The organism is Paraburkholderia sp. MPAMCS5 (genome assembly GCF_036016995.1).
In the GTDB taxonomy this organism is placed as follows: Bacteria; Pseudomonadota; Gammaproteobacteria; order Burkholderiales; family Burkholderiaceae; genus Paraburkholderia.
This window is the reverse complement of the sequence record NZ_JAYXBK010000015.1, coordinates 54,094-72,932: the sequence shown is the minus strand read 5'-3', so window position 1 is coordinate 72,932 and position 18,839 is coordinate 54,094. Positions and strand designations below refer to the sequence as shown.

The 18,839-nt window shown below is 62.7% G+C and carries 24 protein-coding genes; 23 read left to right on the top strand and 1 reads right to left on the bottom strand.

Translation table 11 applies throughout. The annotated features are described in order from the left end of the window. Positions 1–4: 4 nt before the first annotated feature. The 17 genes from VOM14_RS25840 to tatC all read left to right on the top strand — a co-directional run bounded on the left by VOM14_RS25840 (position 5) and on the right by tatC (position 12,401). Positions 5–244 carry a BolA family protein gene (locus VOM14_RS25840; protein WP_006052280.1) on the top strand — a complete coding sequence of 80 codons (240 nt, stop codon included), beginning with the start codon at positions 5–7 and terminating at the stop codon, positions 242–244. A gap of 63 nt (positions 245–307) precedes the next feature. Then, positions 308–1,618, top strand: a complete 1,311-nt coding sequence (murA, locus tag VOM14_RS25835; RefSeq protein ID WP_414696321.1) for a UDP-N-acetylglucosamine 1-carboxyvinyltransferase — start codon at positions 308–310, stop codon at positions 1,616–1,618. After that, positions 1,615–2,313 carry an ATP phosphoribosyltransferase gene (hisG, locus tag VOM14_RS25830; protein WP_327631599.1) on the top strand — a complete coding sequence of 233 codons (699 nt, stop codon included), beginning with the start codon at positions 1,615–1,617 and terminating at the stop codon, positions 2,311–2,313. Before murA ends, hisG begins: the two co-directional genes overlap by 4 nt. Before the next feature lie 60 nt (positions 2,314–2,373). Further along, the gene (hisD, locus tag VOM14_RS25825; protein WP_327631598.1) at positions 2,374–3,696 is read left to right on the top strand and encodes a histidinol dehydrogenase; all 1,323 of its coding nucleotides are present in this window, start codon (positions 2,374–2,376) and stop codon (positions 3,694–3,696) included. Between the two features lie 179 nt (positions 3,697–3,875). Then, positions 3,876–4,946 carry a histidinol-phosphate transaminase gene (hisC, locus tag VOM14_RS25820; RefSeq protein WP_327631597.1) on the top strand — a complete coding sequence of 357 codons (1,071 nt, stop codon included), beginning with the start codon at positions 3,876–3,878 and terminating at the stop codon, positions 4,944–4,946. Positions 4,947–5,008: 62 nt separating this feature from the next. Further along, positions 5,009–5,596 (top strand): imidazoleglycerol-phosphate dehydratase HisB, encoded by a 588-nt coding sequence (gene hisB, locus VOM14_RS25815; protein ID WP_327631596.1) that lies wholly within the window; start codon positions 5,009–5,011, stop codon positions 5,594–5,596. Positions 5,597–5,647: 51 nt separating this feature from the next. Then, complete coding sequence (locus VOM14_RS25810) at positions 5,648–6,268, top strand: YchE family NAAT transporter (protein WP_327631595.1); 621 nt, start codon at positions 5,648–5,650, stop codon at positions 6,266–6,268. After that, entirely contained in the window at positions 6,265–6,906 is a 642-nt protein-coding gene (gene hisH, locus VOM14_RS25805) for an imidazole glycerol phosphate synthase subunit HisH (protein ID WP_327631594.1), read from the top strand. The genes VOM14_RS25810 and hisH overlap by 4 nt, the downstream gene beginning before the upstream one ends. Positions 6,907–7,126: 220 nt before the next feature. Continuing rightward, a complete protein-coding gene (gene hisA, locus VOM14_RS25800; protein WP_327631593.1) occupies positions 7,127–7,879 on the top strand; it encodes a 1-(5-phosphoribosyl)-5-[(5-phosphoribosylamino)methylideneamino]imidazole-4-carboxamide isomerase in 753 nt (250 codons plus the stop codon). A 141-nt stretch (positions 7,880–8,020) separates the two neighbouring features. Next, entirely contained in the window at positions 8,021–8,794 is a 774-nt protein-coding gene (gene hisF, locus VOM14_RS25795; protein ID WP_327631592.1) for an imidazole glycerol phosphate synthase subunit HisF, read from the top strand. Between the two features lies 1 nt (position 8,795). Further along, positions 8,796–9,206, top strand: coding sequence for a phosphoribosyl-AMP cyclohydrolase (hisI, locus tag VOM14_RS25790; RefSeq protein ID WP_327631591.1), 411 nt, complete (start codon positions 8,796–8,798; stop codon positions 9,204–9,206). Next, a complete protein-coding gene (locus VOM14_RS25785; RefSeq protein WP_327631590.1) occupies positions 9,203–9,586 on the top strand; it encodes a phosphoribosyl-ATP diphosphatase in 384 nt (127 codons plus the stop codon). Before hisI ends, VOM14_RS25785 begins: the two co-directional genes overlap by 4 nt. A gap of 104 nt (positions 9,587–9,690) precedes the next feature. Then, positions 9,691–10,086, top strand: a complete 396-nt coding sequence (locus tag VOM14_RS25780) for a DUF4870 family protein (protein ID WP_327631589.1) — start codon at positions 9,691–9,693, stop codon at positions 10,084–10,086. Positions 10,087–10,185: 99 nt separating this feature from the next. Continuing rightward, positions 10,186–10,551, top strand: a complete 366-nt coding sequence (locus VOM14_RS25775; RefSeq protein ID WP_327631588.1) for a histidine triad nucleotide-binding protein — start codon at positions 10,186–10,188, stop codon at positions 10,549–10,551. 238 nt (positions 10,552–10,789) lie between these two features. Next, positions 10,790–11,032 carry a Sec-independent protein translocase subunit TatA gene (gene tatA / locus VOM14_RS25770; protein WP_327631587.1) on the top strand — a complete coding sequence of 81 codons (243 nt, stop codon included), beginning with the start codon at positions 10,790–10,792 and terminating at the stop codon, positions 11,030–11,032. 39 nt (positions 11,033–11,071) lie between these two features. Next, entirely contained in the window at positions 11,072–11,587 is a 516-nt protein-coding gene (tatB, locus tag VOM14_RS25765) for a Sec-independent protein translocase protein TatB (protein WP_327631586.1), read from the top strand. 34 nt (positions 11,588–11,621) lie between these two features. After that, complete coding sequence (tatC, locus tag VOM14_RS25760; RefSeq protein ID WP_327631585.1) at positions 11,622–12,401, top strand: twin-arginine translocase subunit TatC; 780 nt, start codon at positions 11,622–11,624, stop codon at positions 12,399–12,401. A 150-nt stretch (positions 12,402–12,551) separates the two neighbouring features. Here tatC and VOM14_RS25755 read toward each other — a convergent pair whose 3' ends face one another. Further along, positions 12,552–13,766: a Do family serine endopeptidase gene (locus VOM14_RS25755; protein ID WP_327631584.1), complete on the bottom strand. Its 1,215-nt coding sequence runs from the start codon at positions 13,764–13,766 to the stop codon at positions 12,552–12,554. A gap of 19 nt (positions 13,767–13,785) precedes the next feature. Here VOM14_RS25755 and VOM14_RS25750 point away from each other — a divergent pair, with 19 nt between their 5' ends. The 6 genes from VOM14_RS25750 to VOM14_RS25725 all read left to right on the top strand — a co-directional run bounded on the left by VOM14_RS25750 (position 13,786) and on the right by VOM14_RS25725 (position 18,837). Continuing rightward, positions 13,786–14,532, top strand: coding sequence for a Nif3-like dinuclear metal center hexameric protein (locus tag VOM14_RS25750; protein WP_327631583.1), 747 nt, complete (start codon positions 13,786–13,788; stop codon positions 14,530–14,532). Positions 14,533–14,762: 230 nt separating this feature from the next. Further along, the gene (petA, locus tag VOM14_RS25745) at positions 14,763–15,383 is read left to right on the top strand and encodes a ubiquinol-cytochrome c reductase iron-sulfur subunit (RefSeq protein WP_327631661.1); all 621 of its coding nucleotides are present in this window, start codon (positions 14,763–14,765) and stop codon (positions 15,381–15,383) included. Continuing rightward, a complete protein-coding gene (locus VOM14_RS25740; RefSeq protein ID WP_327631582.1) occupies positions 15,383–16,762 on the top strand; it encodes a cytochrome b in 1,380 nt (459 codons plus the stop codon). The genes petA and VOM14_RS25740 overlap by 1 nt, the downstream gene beginning before the upstream one ends. 23 nt (positions 16,763–16,785) lie before the next feature. Further along, positions 16,786–17,541 (top strand): cytochrome c1, encoded by a 756-nt coding sequence (locus VOM14_RS25735; RefSeq protein ID WP_327631660.1) that lies wholly within the window; start codon positions 16,786–16,788, stop codon positions 17,539–17,541. 95 nt (positions 17,542–17,636) lie between these two features. Continuing rightward, positions 17,637–18,248, top strand: coding sequence for a glutathione S-transferase N-terminal domain-containing protein (locus tag VOM14_RS25730; protein WP_006052302.1), 612 nt, complete (start codon positions 17,637–17,639; stop codon positions 18,246–18,248). Between the two features lie 76 nt (positions 18,249–18,324). Further along, positions 18,325–18,837, top strand: coding sequence for a ClpXP protease specificity-enhancing factor (locus tag VOM14_RS25725; RefSeq protein ID WP_327631581.1), 513 nt, complete (start codon positions 18,325–18,327; stop codon positions 18,835–18,837). Positions 18,838–18,839 lie beyond the last annotated feature (2 nt).

Below are 18,839 nucleotides of genomic sequence, written 5' to 3'. Positions count from 1 at the left end.
TCTCATGTTGCCGACTCCCGAACAGGTCAAGCAATACATCGCGGCTGGGCTCGCTTGCCAGCATCTCGAAGTCGAAGGCGACGGTCAGCATTTCTTTGCGACCATCGTCTCGCCGAGCTTCGAGGGCAAGCGGCTGATCCAGCGTCATCAACTCGTGTACGCGGCCCTCGGCGACCGCATGCGCGAGGAAATCCACGCGCTCAGCATGAAAACGCTGACGCCCGCCGAATGGCAGAACGCGTAATCTGGAAATTTAGTGCGAATTACTCAGGAAGGGCGCGACGCTGGCAGCGGCGCGCCGAACACAATCAAAGCAGGCCCGGCTGAAGTGCGGGCCGATCAGGAACAGACAGGCATGGACAAACTCGTCATTGAAGGTGGCTACCCGCTGTCGGGTGAGGTCGTTGTCTCGGGCGCGAAGAACGCGGCGTTGCCGATCCTCTGCGCCGGTTTGCTGAGCGCCGAGCCGGTTCGGCTGGACAACGTGCCCGATTTGCAGGACGTCCGCACAATGCTCAAGCTGCTCGGGCAAATGGGCGTGCGCATCGAAAGCAGCGAAGGGCGCGTGTCGCTCGACGCGTCGAAGGTCGACAACCTCGTCGCGCCGTACGAAATGGTGAAGACCATGCGCGCGTCGATCCTGGTGCTCGGCCCGCTGGTCGCGCGCTTCGGCCACGCGCGCGTGTCGCTGCCGGGCGGCTGCGCGATCGGCGCGCGTCCGGTGGATCAGCACATCAAGGGCCTGCAGGCGATGGGCGCCGAGATCACGATCGAGCACGGCTTCATCGAAGCGCGCGCCGAGCGGCTGAAGGGCGCGCGCATCATCACCGACATGATCACCGTGACCGGCACCGAAAACCTGCTGATGGCGGCGGTGCTGGCCGAAGGCGAAACGGTCATTGAAAACGCGGCGCGCGAGCCCGAAGTCGGCGATCTCGCGCATCTGCTGGTGGCCATGGGCGCGAAGATCGAAGGTATCGGCACGGACCGCCTCGTGATCCAGGGTGTCGACAAGCTGCACGGCGCGAAGCACACGGTGATTCCCGACCGGATCGAAGCCGGCACGTTCCTGTGCGCGGTGGCCGCGGCGGGCGGCGACGTCACGTTGCGTCACGTGCGTCCGCAGATTCTTGAAGCGGTGACCGCGAAGCTGCGCGAAGCCGGCGTCACGATCGAAGAAGGCGACGACTGGATGCGCGTGCGCATGGACAAACGCCCGAACGCGGTGTCGTTCCGCACGTCCGAATATCCGGCGTTCCCGACCGACATGCAGGCGCAGTTCATGGCGCTGAACACTGTCGCGGAAGGCCGCTCGCAGGTCGTCGAGACGATCTTCGAGAACCGCTTCATGCACGTGCAGGAACTGAACCGCCTCGGCGCCAACATTACGACCGACGGCAAGACCGCGCTCGTGAGCGGCGTCGAGAAACTCTCCGGCGCGAAGGTCATGGCAACGGATCTGCGGGCGTCGGCGAGTCTCGTGATTGCTGCGTTGCGCGCGGAAGGCGAGACGCTGATCGACCGTATTTACCATCTGGACCGCGGCTACGACCGGATGGAAACCAAGCTGAATGCGATTGGCGCGAAGGTGCGCCGCATTTCCGGGAGCGAGGCATGAGTTCGATGCCGCAAACATCGGCGTCGCCGGCGGTCTGCGCGCCGCTCACGCTGGCTTTGTCGAAGGGGCGTATCTTTGAGGAGACGCTGCCGCTCCTCGCCGCGGCCGGCATCGAAGTGGCCGAAGATCCGGAAAGCTCGCGCAAGCTGATCCTGCCCACCACCGACGCGAATCTGCGCGTGATCATCGTGCGCGCCACCGACGTGCCAACGTACGTGGAATACGGCGCGGCCGACTTCGGCGTCGCGGGCAAGGACGTGCTGCTGGAGCACGGCGGCAGCGGCCTGTACCAGCCGGTGGATCTGGACATCGCGCGGTGCCGGATGTCGGTCGCGGTCGCCGCGGGTTTCGACTACGCGAACGCGGTGCGCCAGGGCGCACGCCTGCGCGTCGCGACCAAGTACGTCGAGACCGCGCGCGAGCACTTTGCCGCCAAGGGCGTGCACGTCGATCTGATCAAGCTGTACGGGTCGATGGAACTGGCGCCGCTTGTCGGCCTCGCGGATGCGATCGTTGATCTGGTGAGTTCGGGCAACACCTTACGCGCCAATCATCTTGTCGAGGTGGAGGAGATCATGCAGATTTCGTCGCGCCTCGTGGTGAACCAGGCAGCGCTCAAGCTCAAGCGCGCTGCGTTGCGGCCGATCCTCGACGCGTTCGAACGCGCGACGAAAGCCGGCCTTGTCTCGGCCTGACAGCTGATCGAACCAGTCTGACGGCGTTGTAAAGCTCGCCCTACCGAAACGGATACCCGTATGTCTATCAAGATTCGCAAACTCGATTCCACCGCTCTCGGCTTCCAGAAGTCGCTGCACGCGGTGCTCGCGTTCGAGGCGAGCGAAGACGAAGCGATCGAGCGCTCGGTCGCGCAGATTCTCAACGACGTGAAGACGCGCGGCGACGCGGCGGTGCTCGACTACACGAACCGTTTCGACCGTCTGAGCGCGCAGAGCGTCGCGGCGCTCGAACTGCCCATGTCCGAGCTGGAAGCGGCTCTGGAAGGCCTGGAGCCGAAGCGCCGGGCGGCGCTCGAAGCCGCGGCGGCGCGCGTGCGCGGCTACCACGAGAAGCAGAAAATCGAATGCGGCAGCCATAGCTGGCAGTACACGGAGGCCGACGGCACCGTGCTCGGCCAGAAGGTCACGCCGCTCGACCGCGCGGGCATTTACGTGCCGGGCGGCAAGGCGGCGTATCCGTCTTCGGTGCTGATGAACGCGATTCCGGCGCGCGTCGCCGGCGTGCGCGAAATCGTGATGGTCGTGCCCACGCCGGACGGCGTGAAAAATCCGCTGGTGCTGGCGGCGGCGCTGCTCGGCGGCGTGGACCGCGTGTTCACGATCGGCGGTGCGCAGGCCGTGGGCGCGCTTGCTTACGGCACGGAAAGCGTGCCGGCTGTCGACAAGATCTGCGGTCCCGGCAACGCGTACGTCGCGTCGGCCAAGCGGCGCGTGTTCGGCACGGTCGGCATCGACATGATTGCGGGTCCGTCGGAAATTCTCGTGCTGTGCGACGGCACGACCGACCCGCGCTGGGTCGCGATGGACCTGTTCTCGCAAGCCGAGCACGACGAACTTGCACAGTCCATTCTGCTGTGCCCGGACGACGCGTTCATCGCCCGCGTGCAGGACGCGATCGACGAACTGCTGCCCGCCATGCCGCGCCGTGACGTGATCCAGGCGTCGCTCGAAGGGCGTGGCGCGCTGGTGAAAGTGCGCGACATGGCGGAAGCCTGCGCGATCGCCAACGACATCGCGCCGGAACACCTCGAAATTTCCGCGCTGGAGCCGCATCAGTGGAGCCAGTTGATCCGCCACGCGGGCGCGATCTTCCTTGGCCGCTACACGAGCGAGAGTCTCGGCGACTACTGCGCCGGGCCGAACCACGTTCTGCCGACGTCGCGTACCGCGCGGTTCTCCTCGCCGCTGGGCGTCTATGATTTCTTCAAGCGTTCGAGCGTGATCGAAGTGAGCGCGGAAGGCGCGCAGACGCTCGGCGAGATCGCCGCCGAACTCGCTTACGGCGAAGGCTTGCAGGCTCACGCCCGCAGCGCCGAATACCGGATGCGGCAGGGCGGGTGAGCGGTTACGGCGCCAGGCGCGGCGAGTCGGCCACCAGGACACGCGCCATGGCTATTACGTTTCCGTTCGAAGACCTCACCATCCAATAAAAGACACCGCGCACCAACCCGGCGCGCCGCGCCCGCCGCGAAAAGCGGCCGCGCCGGACGCGTCGGGCGCGCGGCCCGGCCCACTGACTTATGACGACACCTCAAGACATCATCCGCCGCGACGTGCTCGCGATGACGAGCTATCCGGTTCCGGACGCCACGGGCTACATCAAGCTCGACGCAATGGAAAACCCGTTTCCGCTGCCGCCCGTGCTGGCCGCGCATCTCGGCGAGCATCTGGCCGGCGTTGCGCTGAACCGTTATCCGGCGCCGCGCCCCGAGGCGCTGATCGAGAAGATCAAGCGCGTGATGGGCGTGCCGGCCGGTTGCGACGTGCTGCTCGGCAATGGTTCGGATGAAATCATCAGCATGGTGTCGATCGCGTGCGCGAAGCCGGGCGCCAAGGTGCTCGCGCCGGTGCCGGGTTTCGTGATGTACCAGATGTCGGCGAAGCTGGCGAATCTGGAGTTCGTCGGCGTACCGCTCAAGGCCGATTTCACGCTCGATACCGAAGCGATGCTCGCCGCCATCGCCGACCACGAGCCGGCAGTCGTCTATCTCGCCTACCCGAACAATCCGACCGGCACGCTGTTCGACGACGCCGACATGGAACGCATCATCGCCGCGGCAACGAAGAGTCTCGTGGTGATCGACGAGGCCTACCAGCCGTTCGCGCAGCGAAGCTGGCTGCCGCGCGCCGACGCATTCGACAACGTCGTCGTGATGCGCACGGTGTCGAAGCTCGGTCTCGCCGGCATCCGTCTTGGCTATCTGGTCGGCAAGCCCGCGTGGCTGACCGAACTGGACAAGGTGCGCCCGCCGTACAACACGAACGTGCTGACGCAGGCGGCCGCGGATTTCCTGCTGGATCACGTCGACGTGCTCGACTCGCAGGCGGCCCAATTGCGCAACGAGCGCGCCAAACTCGCGGAGGCCGTGGCGCAATTGCCAGGCGCCGAGGTGTTTCCGAGCGCCGGCAACTTCCTGCTCGTGCGGGTGCCCGACGCCTCCGTTCTGTTCGAAACCCTGCTCGCAGCGCGGGTTTTGATCAAAAACGTGAGTAAAATGCATCCATTGCTGGCGAATTGTGTGCGATTGACCGTCGGTTCTCCCGACGAAAACGCCCAGATGCTCGCCGCCTTGAAACTCGTATTGCATTAAGCGGCGGCTCGCCGTTTCCACCCACACTACTATCGCTTCACAGCTAGATTCGAGGAATTACCATGCGCCTTGCGGAAGTCGTTCGCAACACTAGCGAAACGCAGATCCGTGTCAAGATCAACCTCGACGGCACCGGTCAGCAGAAGCTGGCCACCGGCGTGCCGTTTCTCGACCACATGCTCGACCAGATTGCGCGGCATGGCCTGTTCGATCTCGACATTGAAGCGCATGGCGATCTGCATATCGACGACCACCACACGGTCGAAGACACCGGCATCACGCTCGGCCAGGCTGTCGCCAAGGCCATCGGCGACCGCAAGGGCATTCGGCGCTACGGTCATGCCTATGTGCCGCTCGACGAAGCGCTGTCGCGCGTCGTGATCGACTTTTCCGGCCGTCCGGGTCTCGAATTCCACGTGCCGTTCACGCGCGCGCGCATCGGCACGTTCGACGTCGATCTGTCCATCGAGTTTTTCCGCGGCTTCGTGAACCACGCGGGCGTCACGCTGCATATCGACAACCTGCGCGGCCTGAACGCCCATCATCAAATGGAAACGGTGTTCAAGGCTTTCGGCCGCGCGCTGCGCATGGCCGTCGAACTGGACGAACGCGCGGCGGGGCAGATTCCGTCGACCAAGGGCAGCCTTTAAGCGACTTTTTTACCAGGACCGCGACCGCGCCGCGCGCGCGCCGGGTGTTCAATGGATATTCTGAAGTCGTTTATTTCGCTGCTCGCGCTGATCAATCCGGTTGGCGCGATTCCGTTCTTCATGAGCCTGACGGCGAATCAGAGCGACGCCGAACGGCGTAGAACCATTCGGATCGCGGCCATTTCGGTGTTCTGCGTGATTGCGGTGACCACGTTGCTCGGGCAGCAGATCATCAGCTTTTTCGGCATTTCGGTCGGTTCGCTCGAAGTGGGCGGCGGAATCATCATGCTGCTGATGGCGATCAACATGCTCAACGCGCAGATCGGCAACAGCCGCTCGACGCCCGAAGAGCGCCATGAAGCGGAGCAGAAGGACAACATCGCGGTCGTGCCGCTGGCGATTCCGCTCCTGACCGGTCCGGGCGCGATCAGCACCACGATCATTTACGCGGCCGGCTCGCCGCACTGGTACGACCGCATCGGTCTGATTGTGATCGGCGCGGTGCTCGCCGCAATCTGCTTTTTTTCGCTGCGGCTTGCCGAGCCGATTGCCCGCTGGGTCGGTCGCACGGGTATCAATATCGGCACGCGTCTCATGGGTTTGATGTTATCGGCGCTGGCGGTGGAATTCATCGTCGATGGATTGAAGGCTTTGCTGCCTAACTTGAAATGAAAACTTCGATAGCGATTGTTGATTACGGAATGGGCAACCTGCGCTCGGTGGCGCAGGCATTGCGCAAGGCCGCGCCGGAAGCGGACGTGGCGATCGTCGACCAGCCGGAAGCGATCCGCGCGGCCGACCGCGTGGTGCTGCCCGGCCAGGGCGCGATGCCCGACTGCATGCGCAGTCTCGCCGAGTCCGGCTTGCAGGAAGCGGTCGTGGAAGCGTCGCGAGTCAAGCCGTTGATGGGCGTCTGCGTCGGCGAACAGATGCTGTTCGACTGGAGCGCCGAAGGCGACACGCGCGGCCTCGGACTGTTGCCGGGCAAGGTGCTGCGTTTTGACCTGGAAGGCCAGATTCAGGACGACGGCTCGCGCTTCAAGGTTCCGCAAATGGGCTGGAACCGCGTGCGCCAGGCGCAGCCGCATCCGCTGTGGGACGGCGTGGCGGACAACGCGTTCTTCTACTTCGTGCACAGCTATTACGTGGTGCCGGACAATACCGTGCACACCTGCGGCGAGACGGTGTACGGCGTGCCCTTTACCTCGGCAGTGGCGCGGGATAACATCTTCGCCACCCAATTTCACCCGGAAAAGAGCGCCGAAGCGGGCTTGCGCGTGTATCGCAACTTCGTGCACTGGAACCCGTGAGCGCCTTTCCTCAATCTGTTGCCGCGCGCCGTCCCGCCACCAGCGGGGCGTTTGCCGCGCGCCACAGCCGCGATACCCCAGATTTGACGCGCGCTCCCAAGGCGCAAGGGCGTCGAAAGAGTTGTACTAAACTAGCGAGACGGCGTTTTGGCAGGCTGGCCAACCAGCCGCTGCGGCCCGCGCCGACCTTCAACCCATTCCCAGACAACACCCGATTGCTATGCTGCTGATTCCCGCCATCGACCTGAAAGACGGTCAGTGTGTACGCCTCAAACAAGGCGATATGGACCAGGCGACGATATTTTCCGAGGAACCGGCGGCGATGGCCCGACATTGGGTCGACCGCGGCGCGCGCCGTCTGCACCTCGTCGACCTGAATGGCGCGTTCGCCGGCAAGCCGAGGAACGAAGACGCGATCCGCGCGATCATCCAGGAAGTGGGCGGCGAGATTCCCGTGCAGTTGGGCGGCGGCATCCGCGACCTGAACACGATCGAGCGCTATCTCGACGACGGCCTCGAATACGTGATCATCGGCACGGCGGCGGTCAAGAATCCGGGCTTTTTGCAGGACGCCTGCACGGCGTTTGGCGGACATATCATCGTCGGTCTGGACGCGAAAGACGGCAAGGTCGCCACCGACGGCTGGAGCAAGCTGACCGGCCACGAAGTGGCCGATCTCGCGCGCAAGTTCGAGGACTACGGCTGCGAGTCGATCATTTACACCGACATCGGCCGCGACGGCATGCTGCAAGGCATCAACATCGAAGCGACGGTGCGCCTCGCGCGCGCGGTGAAGATTCCGGTGATCGCAAGCGGCGGCCTGTCGAATCTGACCGACATCGAGTCGCTCTGCGAAGTCGAAGACGAAGGCGTTGAAGGCGTGATCTGCGGCCGGGCAATCTACTCGGGCGACCTCGACTTCGCGGCTGCGCAAACGCTCGCGGACCGGCTGCGCGAATCGGACGACGCATAAGCGTTGCGGCGATTGCGGCGCGTTCGGCTGGGCTCGCTCCGCTCGCGTTCGGATAGCGCTTTGCGCCGCCCCGGCACCATGCCGCTCGCATCGACCTGACGCGGGCGGCTTCATCAGCGGTATTGGCAGATTTGCAAGATCATGGCTCTAGCTAAACGCATCATTCCCTGTCTCGACGTGACCGCCGGCCGCGTGGTCAAGGGCGTCAACTTCGTCGAGCTGCGCGACGCGGGCGACCCGGTCGAAATCGCGCGCCGTTACGACGATCAGGGCGCGGACGAACTCACGTTCCTCGACATCACCGCGACTTCGGACCAGCGCGATCTGATCCTGCCGATCATCGAAGCGGTTGCCTCGCAGGTATTCATTCCGCTGACGGTCGGCGGCGGCGTGCGCGCCGTCGAAGACGTGCGGCGCCTGCTGAACGCGGGCGCGGACAAGATCAGCATGAACTCGTCGGCGGTGGCGAATCCGCAGCTCGTGAAAGACGCCACGGACAAATACGGCTCGCAGTGCATCGTCGTCGCGATCGACGCGAAGCGCGTGTCCGCCGACGGCGAGCCGCCGCGCTGGGAAGTGTTCACGCACGGCGGGCGCAAGGCCACCGGCCTCGAAGCCGTCGAATGGGCGCGCAAGATGGCTCAGCTCGGCGCGGGCGAAATCCTGCTCACGAGCATGGACCGCGATGGCACGAAAAGCGGCTTCGACCTCGCGCTCACGCGTGCGGTGTCCGACGCGGTGCCGGTTCCGGTGATCGCCTCGGGCGGCGTCGGCAACCTGCAGCATCTCGCCGACGGCATCACGAGCGGCCACGCGGATGCCGTGCTCGCCGCGAGCATCTTCCACTATGGCGAACACACGGTGGGCGAGGCCAAGCGCTTCATGGCAGACCAGGGCATTTCGGTGAGGTTGTGACGTGGTGAATCCGACAGCAGTCAATTGGCTCGACAAGGTCAAATGGGACGCGAACGGCCTTGTGCCGGTGATCGCGCAGGAAGCGTCGACGAACGACGTGCTCATGTTCGCGTGGATGAACCGCGAGGCCCTGGCGAAAACCGTGGAACTGGGCCGCGCGGTGTACTTCTCGCGCTCGCGCCAGCGCCTGTGGTTCAAGGGCGAGGAATCCGGCCACGTGCAGCAGGTGCATGAAGTGCGGCTCGACTGCGACGAAGACGTCGTGCTGCTGAAAGTGGAGCAGGTGTCGGGCATTGCGTGCCACACAGGCCGCCACTCATGCTTTTTCCAGAAATTCGAAGGCGCGGTGGAAGATGGCGACTGGGTTGCCGTCGATCCCGTGCTGAAAGACCCCGAACACATTTACAAATGACGCAATCCACCCAAGCCGCGCCTTCCACGAACGACACGCTGATGCGCCTCGCGGCGATCATCGACAGCCGCAAGGGCGGCGATCCGAACGTCTCGTATGTGTCGCGCCTGTTCCACAAGGGCGACGACGCCGTGCTGAAGAAGATCGGTGAAGAAGCCACCGAAGTCGTGCTGGCCGCGAAGGACACGCGTCACGGCGGCGAGTCGAAGGCGCTGGTCGGCGAGGTCGCGGACCTGTGGTTCCATTGTCTCGTCATGCTGTCGCACTACGATCTGAGCCCGGCCGACGTACTCGCCGAACTGGAACGCCGCGAAGGCATGTCGGGTATCGAGGAAAAAGCGCTGCGCAAGAGCCGCGAGCGCGAGCAGAACGGCGACTGATCCGTCACCTTGTTAGTGATTTCACGCCTTATCTTGAATTAGCGAAGGCCGGCGCCCACATTGGACTGAATGCATCGGAACCGCATCCTCGGGAGGACGCAAGCATGGAACAGTCGCACGAAAGTTATCCGACGCCGGCTTATCGCCACGCCATGGAGCCGGAGCGGGAACGCAGCCTGCGTACCCTCACGCATGTGCTATACGCCCTGTACGCGGTTCACTGGCTGACGGGCGGTCTGACCATCCTGATAGCGATCATCATCGACTATGTGAAGCGGCCGGATGCGGCGGGCACGCCATACGAGCCGCATTTCGAGTGGCAGATCCGCACTTTCTGGATCGGCCTTCTCGGCTATGCGATAGGCGGGCTGCTGTTGTTCGTGGTGGTCGGCATTCCGGTGCTGTGGGCAGTGAGCATCTGGATGTTGTACCGTATTATCAAGGGCTGGCTGTACCTGTACGATAACAAGCCGTTCGCGAATCCGCGCGCATGGTTCTGATCAGGTCCGGTGTTCCGGGTCTCGAACGGACCCGGCCGCCTCGGGCTCAGCCACGCTGAGCCAGGCATCGCGCTCCAGCCATACCGCGTCAGGAAAATGATGAGCCACGACCCGAATTGCCTGTTCTGCAAGATCGCCGCCGGCGAAATTCCGTCGACCAAAGTCCATGAAGACGACGAATTTGTCGCCTTCCGCGACATCCGTCCGGCGGCCGAAACGCATGTGCTCGTCATCCCGCGCAAGCACATTCCCACGCTGACTGACTGCGCTGAAAGCGATGCGCCTCTGCTTGGTAGAATGCTTGTTTTGGCGGCACGTCTCGCCGACCAATTGGGCGTCGCGTACACCGGTGGCGAAACCGGCTTCCGCACGGTCATTAATACCGGCCCGGGCGGCGGACAAGAGGTATATCACCTGCATGCGCACATTCTCGCGGGGCCGCGTCCGTGGCAGCGCATGGGCTGAGTCCGGCAACAGCCGCAGTTTCGGCCAGCGGCCCATCGCGCCGGCGTTGTTTTTGCTGCATTGTAATTACGGCGACGCGATTGGCTGGTCACACTACACAAAGTGGCCGGGCGAATCGGCGCCGTTTTATCCAACGCCGCGGTAACGTACACATGAAGCGCGCGCGCTTCAATTCACGCCGCAAGGCAGACGAGTTTTTGCCGCATTGAGTGCGGCGTCGGGGTTAAGGAGAGTAGTCATGGGTTCGTTGAGTATTTGGCATTGGTTGATTGTGTTGTTGATCGTCGCGCTCGTGTTCGGCACCAAGAAGTTGCGGAACATCGGCACGGATCTCGGGGGCGCGGTAAAGGGCTTCAAGGAAGGCATGAAGGAAACTGAAACGGAGGCAGGCGACGCGCGTCAGCAGCGCGAACTGCCGCGCAACGGCGCCGTGGATGTGGAAGCAAAGGAAAAGACGCCGCGTTCGGGCGATTACCGCTAAGCCGCGGTCCCACCGCGTTACTGACGGATATTTCCCTCCATGCTGGACCTCGGTCTAACCAAGATGGCGCTGATCGGCGTCGTCGCGCTGGTCGTGCTCGGCCCTGAACGCCTGCCGCGCGTCGCGCGTACGGCGGGCGCGCTGTTCGGCCGCGCGCAGCGGTATATCAACGACGTCAAAGCGGAAGTTACGCGGGAAATCGAACTTGACGAATTGCGTCGCATGAAGACCGAGTTCGAAACGGCGGCCAGCAATGTCCAGACCGCTGTGCAGGACAATCTGCGCAAGCACGAGACGGAACTGAACGAAGCCTGGAATAGTGGCTCGTCGGTGTCGCCGGACATTGCCGGCGGCGCGCTCGAAGACGCCGGCAGCACGTCGTGGCAAGGCAGCTCGCCGCTCGCGCCGAGGCGCAAGAACTGGCGCGTGAAGCAAACGGCCATGCCCACGTGGTACAAGCGCGCCACCACGCGCCGCACGCGCGTGCAGTCGGGCGCGGCGCGCGTCGCGCGGCATACGCCTGCCAGCATGCGCCGTCCGACGCGGTTTTTCTGATGATCAGAACGACAATTCCTAACCGAGGGCCGGTGTGAGCGACCCCCAGCAAAGCCAGGACGAAGGCACTGAAGAGACCTTCATTTCCCACCTCGTTGAATTGCGCGACCGCATCATCCGCGCCGGTCTTGCCGTCATCGTGGTGTTTATCGGGCTGGTGTACTGGGCGCCGGACATCTTCCGGTTGCTGGCGCGCCCGCTCATGAACAATCTGCCGAAAGACGGCAAGATGATCGTGACCGATGTCACCGGCTCGTTCTTCGTGCCGATGAAGGTGACCATGCTGGTCGCCTTCGTGATCGCGTTGCCGTTCGTGCTGTATCAGATCTGGGCGTTCGTCGCGCCGGGTCTTTATCAGCATGAAAAGAAACTCGTGGGGCCGCTCGTGGGCAGCAGCTACACGCTTTTTCTGTGCGGCATGGCGTTCGCCTATTTCGTGGTGTTCCCAACCATCTTCCGCGTGATGGCGCACTACAACGCGCCGCTGGGCGCGGAGATGACCACCGATATCGACAATTACCTGAGCTTCGTGCTCACCATGTTCCTTGCGTTCGGCGTGACGTTCGAAGTACCGATCGTCGTCGTGTTGCTGGTTCGCATGAATGTGGTCACGCTCAAGAAGCTCAAGGAAATCCGGCCGTATGTGATTGTCGGCGCGTTTGTGATTTCGGCCGTCGTGACGCCGCCGGACGTGTTCTCGCAGCTCATTCTGGCGGTCCCGCTGATCGTGCTCTACGAAGCGGGGATCATCGCGGCACGGTTGATCGTGGGCAAGCAGCCGGTTGTCGTCGAGGACGCGAGTCCGCCGGGTTGATGTCCGGCTGGCTGGCGCAGAGCATGCTGCGCCAACGTCGCCAGGTTGAAGACGCAAGGAAAAAGGGCAGTCCGTGACGGACTGCCCTTTTTGCATTTTGCCTGTGTGTATCCCAGCGCCGCCTTGGCTCCGCTTCGACTTCGACTGCGCTCAACCGCCTTCGTCGTCCGGCTGATCGCTGTCGTCGGCGGGCTGTTTCGGCGGCGGCGGCCGTTTGCCGATGATCACGTCCAGATCGAGTTCATGGCTCTTGCGCACCAGGTGCACCTTCGCCGCCGTGCCCGGCTTGATTTGCGCGATCACGTTCAGCAAGCGGGTGGTGTCGGTGATTTCCTGGCCGTTCACACTCACCAGAATGTCGCCGGGCTTAATGCCCGCGCGGTCGGCGGGGCCGTTCTTCAGCACGCCCGCGACAATCGCGCCCGACTTCTGATCGAGCCCGAACGACTCTGCGATCTCCGGCGTCACATCTTGCGGCTCGACGCCAATCCAGCCGCGCGTGACCGAACCCGTGGTAATGATGCTCTCCAGCACGCTGCGCGCCGTCGACACCGGAATCGCGAAGCCAATACCGAGCGAGCCGCCGGAGCGCGAGTAGATGGCGGTGTTGATGCCGAGCAGATTGCCGTTCACGTCGACGAGTGCGCCGCCCGAGTTGCCGGGATTGATCGCCGCGTCGGTCTGGATGAAGTTTTCGAACGTGTTGATGCCGAGGTGATTGCGGCCGAGCGCGCTGACAATGCCCATGGTCACGGTTTGCCCGACGCCGAACGGATTGCCGATCGCGAGCACCACGTCGCCCACGCGCGTCTGGTCCATGCGGCCGAGCGTGATGGTGGGCAGATTGGTCATGTTGACCTTGAGTACGGCCAGATCCGTTTCCGGGTCGATGCCGATGACCTTGGCATTGGTCGTGCGGCCGTCGGCGAGTGCGATTTCGATCTGATCGGCGCCGTCGACCACGTGCTGGTTCGTTAGAATGTAACCTTCCGAACTCACTATCACCCCGGACCCGAGATTGGCCGCCGGTTGCTCGCGCTGCTTGCGGTTGTTCTTGTCGCCAAAGAAGTAGCGGAACAGCGGGTCTTTCGCGCGCGGGTCCGGCGGCAGTGAGCCATCTTTGCTGGAGAACACGTTGACGACCGCAGGCATGGCCTTCTGCGCGGCATCTGCATAAGACGCCGTTGCCGGCCCGCTGCCGATGCCCGGGGCGACCTCGCGCAGAGCGACGATCGGTTCGGCAAGTTGCTTGCCGAATTGCCCTTGACGCTGGAGCCACTGCGGTTTGAGGGTCGCGATGATGAACATCAGCGCCAACAGCACAGTCACCGCTTGGGCAAAGAACAGCCAAAAGCGTCTAAGCATCTGAAGACTAGAGGTTTATATGGATCGGATCGAACTTGAATTGTACTTGAACAATCTCCTTGAAACTGCGCGCTTCAAGGACTATTGCCCCAACGGACTGCAAGTCGAAGGGCGCCGCAAGGTCAACAAACTGGCAACCGGCGTGACCGCTTCCGTGGCCTTTCTGGAGGCCGCGCTCGACTGGGGCGCGGACGCCGTGCTGGTCCATCACGGCTACTTCTGGCGCAACGAAGCGCCGCAGATCACCGGCCGCAAACACGCGCGCCTGAAGCTTTTGATCGGCAACGACCTGAACCTGTTCGCCTATCACCTGCCGCTCGACGATCACCCCGAATTCGGCAACAACGCGCAGATCGGTGAGAAGATGGGTTGGATCAGCGACGCGCGCTTCGGCGAAAACGATCTCGGCTGGCTCGCCACCTTCCCCATGCCGATCACGCTCGCGCATTTCACCGCCGAGATCGAGCAGACGCTCGGCCGCACGCCGCTCGTGTTCGGCGACCCGGAGCGCAATTTGCGCCGCGTCGCGTGGTGCACGGGCGCCGCGCAAGGCATGTTCGACTCGGCGATCAGCGCCGGCGCGGACGTCTACCTGACGGGCGAAGTCTCGGAGTCGGTCATGCACACGGCGGCGGAAAGCGGCGTCGCGTTTCTCGCGGCCGGCCATCATGCAACCGAGCGCTTCGGCGTGCAGGCGGTGGGCAAGCATTTGTCGGAGCAATTCGATATCGAGCACCTCTTTATCGACATTCCTAATCCTGTTTGAATCATCTGAATATCACGGTCGGATTAGCGAAGAAAAAGGCATGAATAACGGAGGGAATGCTTAAAAGAAGTCGCGAAAAAGTTTGCGATCCGTACGGAGAAACCCTGAGTTATCAAGGGCTTCGCACGGATTTTGGCAATCGGCCCTTGTAAATGGCGACTCCATTCGCGCAAACTAGCGGCGGTAGAAGCGACGTGAAGGAAAAATCCAACTCAGAAGTGGGGCGTGTGATGCGAGACAAGGAAGATGAACGCGTCGACGGCAGCCGCCGTTCCTGGCTGATAGCGACGACCGTAGCAGGTGGCATTGGAGGCGTTGCCACTGTCGTACCCTTTGTTAGTTCGTTTGCACCATCTGATAAGGCCAAGGCAGCAGGAGCCCCGGTCGACGTCGACATTAGCGATCTCAAGCCCGGCGACATGAAGACCGTTGCCTGGCGCGGCAAGCCGGTCTGGATCATCAACCGCACCGACAAGATGCTCGCCGATGTCCAGAAAGCCGATAACGAAGTAGCCGATCCCCACACCAAGAATCCGTTTTCGATGCCGTTGCCGGAGTACTGCAACAACGAATTCCGCTCCCGCACCGACCGCAAGAACATTTTCGTCGCCGTTGCCGTGTGCACCCATCTGGGCTGCACGCCGACGCCGCGCTTCCAGGAGGGCGCGCAGCCCAATCTTCCAGACGACTGGCCCGGGGGCTTTCTGTGCCCGTGCCACGGCTCGACCTATGACATGGCCGGCCGCGTCTTCAAGAACAAACCTGCGCCGCAGAACCTCGACATCCCGCCTTACATGTTCACGTCGGCCAACGGGCTCGTGATCGGCAAGGACGAGAAAGGAGAAGCGTAATGGCGATCGAACACGAAGTAGAGACGACCGGCCTGGTCGGCTGGATCGACCGGCGCTTTCCGTTCACGTCCACCTGGAAAAAGCACGTTTCCGAGTACTACGCGCCGAAGAACTTCAACTTCTGGTACTTCTTCGGTTCGCTCGCGCTGCTGGTGCTGGTCAATCAGATCGTCACCGGCATCTTCCTCACCATGAATTACAAGCCCGATGCGACGCTCGCGTTCGCCTCGGTCGAGTACATCATGCGCGAGGTGCCGTGGGGCTGGCTGATCCGCTACATGCATTCCACGGGCGCCTCGATGTTCTTCGTCGTCGTGTACCTGCATATGTTCCGCGGGCTCATGTACGGCTCGTACCGCAAGCCGCGCGAACTCGTGTGGATCTTCGGCTGCGCGATCTTTCTGTGCCTGATGGCCGAGGCGTTTTTCGGCTACCTGTTGCCGTGGGGGCAGATGTCGTTCTGGGGCGCGCAGGTGATCGTGAACCTGTTCTCGGCGATTCCGTTCATCGGGCCCGACCTGTCGCTGTGGATTCGCGGCGATTACGTCGTGTCGGACGTCACGCTGAACCGCTTCTTCGCGTTTCACGTGATCGCGATTCCTCTCGTGCTGCTCGGCCTCGTCGTCGCGCACCTCGTGGCACTGCACGAAGTCGGCTCGAACAATCCGGACGGCATCGAGATCAAGGCGAAGAAAGACCGGGACGGCATTCCGCTCGACGGCATCCCGTTCCACCCGTATTACTCGGTGCACGATTTCATGGGCGTGTCGGTATTTCTGATGATCTTCGCGGCGATCATCTTCTTCGCACCGGAAATGGGCGGCTACTTCCTGGAAGCGAATAACTTCATCCCGGCGAATCCGCTGCAAACGCCGCAGGAAATTGCGCCGGTGTGGTACTTCACGGCCTTTTACGCGATGCTGCGCGCCACCACCGACCCGTTCAAGATCGTGCTGATGGTCGTGATCGCGCTGCTCGGCCTGCTCGCGCTGGTGCGCGCGCGCGGCAAATGGAAGCTCGGCTTGCCGGTGCTCGCCGTGCTCGTGATCCTCGCGATGGCGTTCACCGAATCGAAGTTCTGGGGCGTGGTGGTGATGGGCGGCGCGGTGATCTCGCTCTTCTTCCTGCCGTGGCTCGACCGCTCGCCGGTGAAGTCGATCCGGTACCGGCCGTTCTTCCACAAGGTGTTTTACGGAATCTTCGTGCTCGCTTTCCTGACGCTGGCCTTCCTCGGCACGAAACCGCCGTCGCCGGCCGCCACGTTGATTGCGCAGGTGTGCGCGCTGATCTACTTCGCGTTTTTCCTCGGCATGCCGTTCTGGACGCGGCTTGGCACGTTCAAGCAGCCGCCCGAGCGGGTGCGGTTCAAGCCTCACTAATCGCGAGCCAGGAGAATACGAAGATGAAAAAACTGCTTTCGACGTGCGCGCTGATCGGCGCGACATTGCTCGCGGTGCTGGCCGGCCCGGCGTTCGCGGATGAGAATATTCACCTCGACCACGCGCCGGATAACGCGGACAATTTCGCTTCTTTGCAGCACGGCGCGCAATTGTTTGTAAACTATTGCCTGAATTGCCACAGCGCGAACCTGATGCGCTACAACCGGCTGACCGACCTCGGCCTCACGCCGGGCGAGATTCAGACGAACCTGCTCTTCACCACCGACAAGGTCGGCAACACCATGACCGTGGCGATGCGCCCGGACGACGCGAAGGCGTGGTTCGGCGCGACTCCGCCGGATTTGTCCGTGGAAGCGCGGGCGCGCAGCAAGGACTGGCTGTACACGTATCTGCGCAGTTTTTACCGCGACGATACGCGGCCGACCGGCTGGAACAATCTGGTGTATGAAAACGTGAGCATGCCGAACGTGCTGTGGCAGCTTCAGGGGCAACGTACCGCGAAATTCGGTGACGAAGTCGACGAAAGAACGAACGAGACGGTGCACAAATTTGTGGGCTTCCAGCAGGTCACGCCGGGGACGATGTCGCCGGTAGATTATGATTCTGCTGTGGCCGACCTTGTGTCGTACCTGTCCTGGATGTCCGAGCCGACTCAGAAAACCCGCAAACAGCTTGGCGTGTGGGTGCTGATGTTCCTCGGCATTTTGAGCTTTTTCGCTTGGCGACTGAACGCCGCGTACTGGAAACATATCAAATAATCACGCCGTCACACGGCGTGGGGCCGGCGCCAGGAAAAACCTGCTGAACGGTTTTTCCGCGCGCTGGCCCTTCAGCTTTTTGAGGAAACGTAAACATGATGGTTCTGTATTCCGGCACAACTTGCCCGTTCTCCCAGCGTTGCCGGCTGGTGTTGTTCGAAAAGGGCATGGACTTCGAGATCCGCGACGTCGACCTGTTTAACAAGCCGGAAGACATCGCCGTGATGAATCCGTATGGTCAAGTGCCGATTCTCGTGGAACGGGACCTGATTCTGTACGAATCGAACATCATTAACGAATATATCGACGAGCGCTTCCCGCATCCGCAACTGATGCCGGCCGATCCGGTTCAGCGCGCGCGCGCCCGTCTGTTCCTGCTCAATTTCGAGAAGGAACTGTTCGTCCACGTCGGCACGCTCGAGAACGAAAAGGGCAAAGCCGCCGAGAAGAACCACGAGAAGGCGCGCCTCGCGATCCGCGATCGCCTGACGCAACTCGCGCCCATCTTCCTGAAAAACAAGTACATGCTCGGCGAAGAATTCTCGATGCTCGACGTCGCGATCGCGCCGCTCCTGTGGCGCCTGGATCATTACGGCATCGAGCTGTCGAAGAACGCGGCGCCGCTCATGAAGTACGCCGAGCGCATTTTCAGCCGTCCGGCTTACATCGAGGCGCTGACCCCTTCGGAAAAGGTGATGCGTCGCTGAGTTTGGCTGAGGTTTTGGGCGTCAGGCGCCGCGCGGCTGGCTGCGCGCGGGGCCGCGCCCGGTAAGAGGACTGCTGATGCAAGAGATTTCCACCAAGCCTTACCTGCTGCGCGCGCTGTACGAATGGTGCACGGATAACGGCTATACACCGCATATCGCGGTGCGCGTCGACAACCAGACGCGCGTGCCGCGTCAGTTCGTGCGCGACAACGAGATCGTGTTGAACATCAGCTTCGAGGCCACGAGCCAGTTGCAGATGGGCAACGAGTGGGTCGAGTTCAGCGCCCGTTTTTCCGGCAAGTCGCACAAGATCGAAGTGCCGGTTGCCAATATTCTCGCGATCTATGCGCGCGAAAACGGGCAGGGCATGGCGTTTCCGGTCGAATCGACGGGCGGCGAGGCGCAGGATTCGGGCGCGGACGCCGAAGCAATCGAACCGGCCGCCGCGCCCGCCTCACCGCGCGCGGTCGAAAGCCCGTCCGCAACCGAGGCGGCTCCCGCCACGACGGACCGCGCGCCCGAGGGCGACCAACCGGACGACGACGGTTCGAAAGGCGGCGGAAGGGCTCGCCTCAAGATCGTAAAATGAAG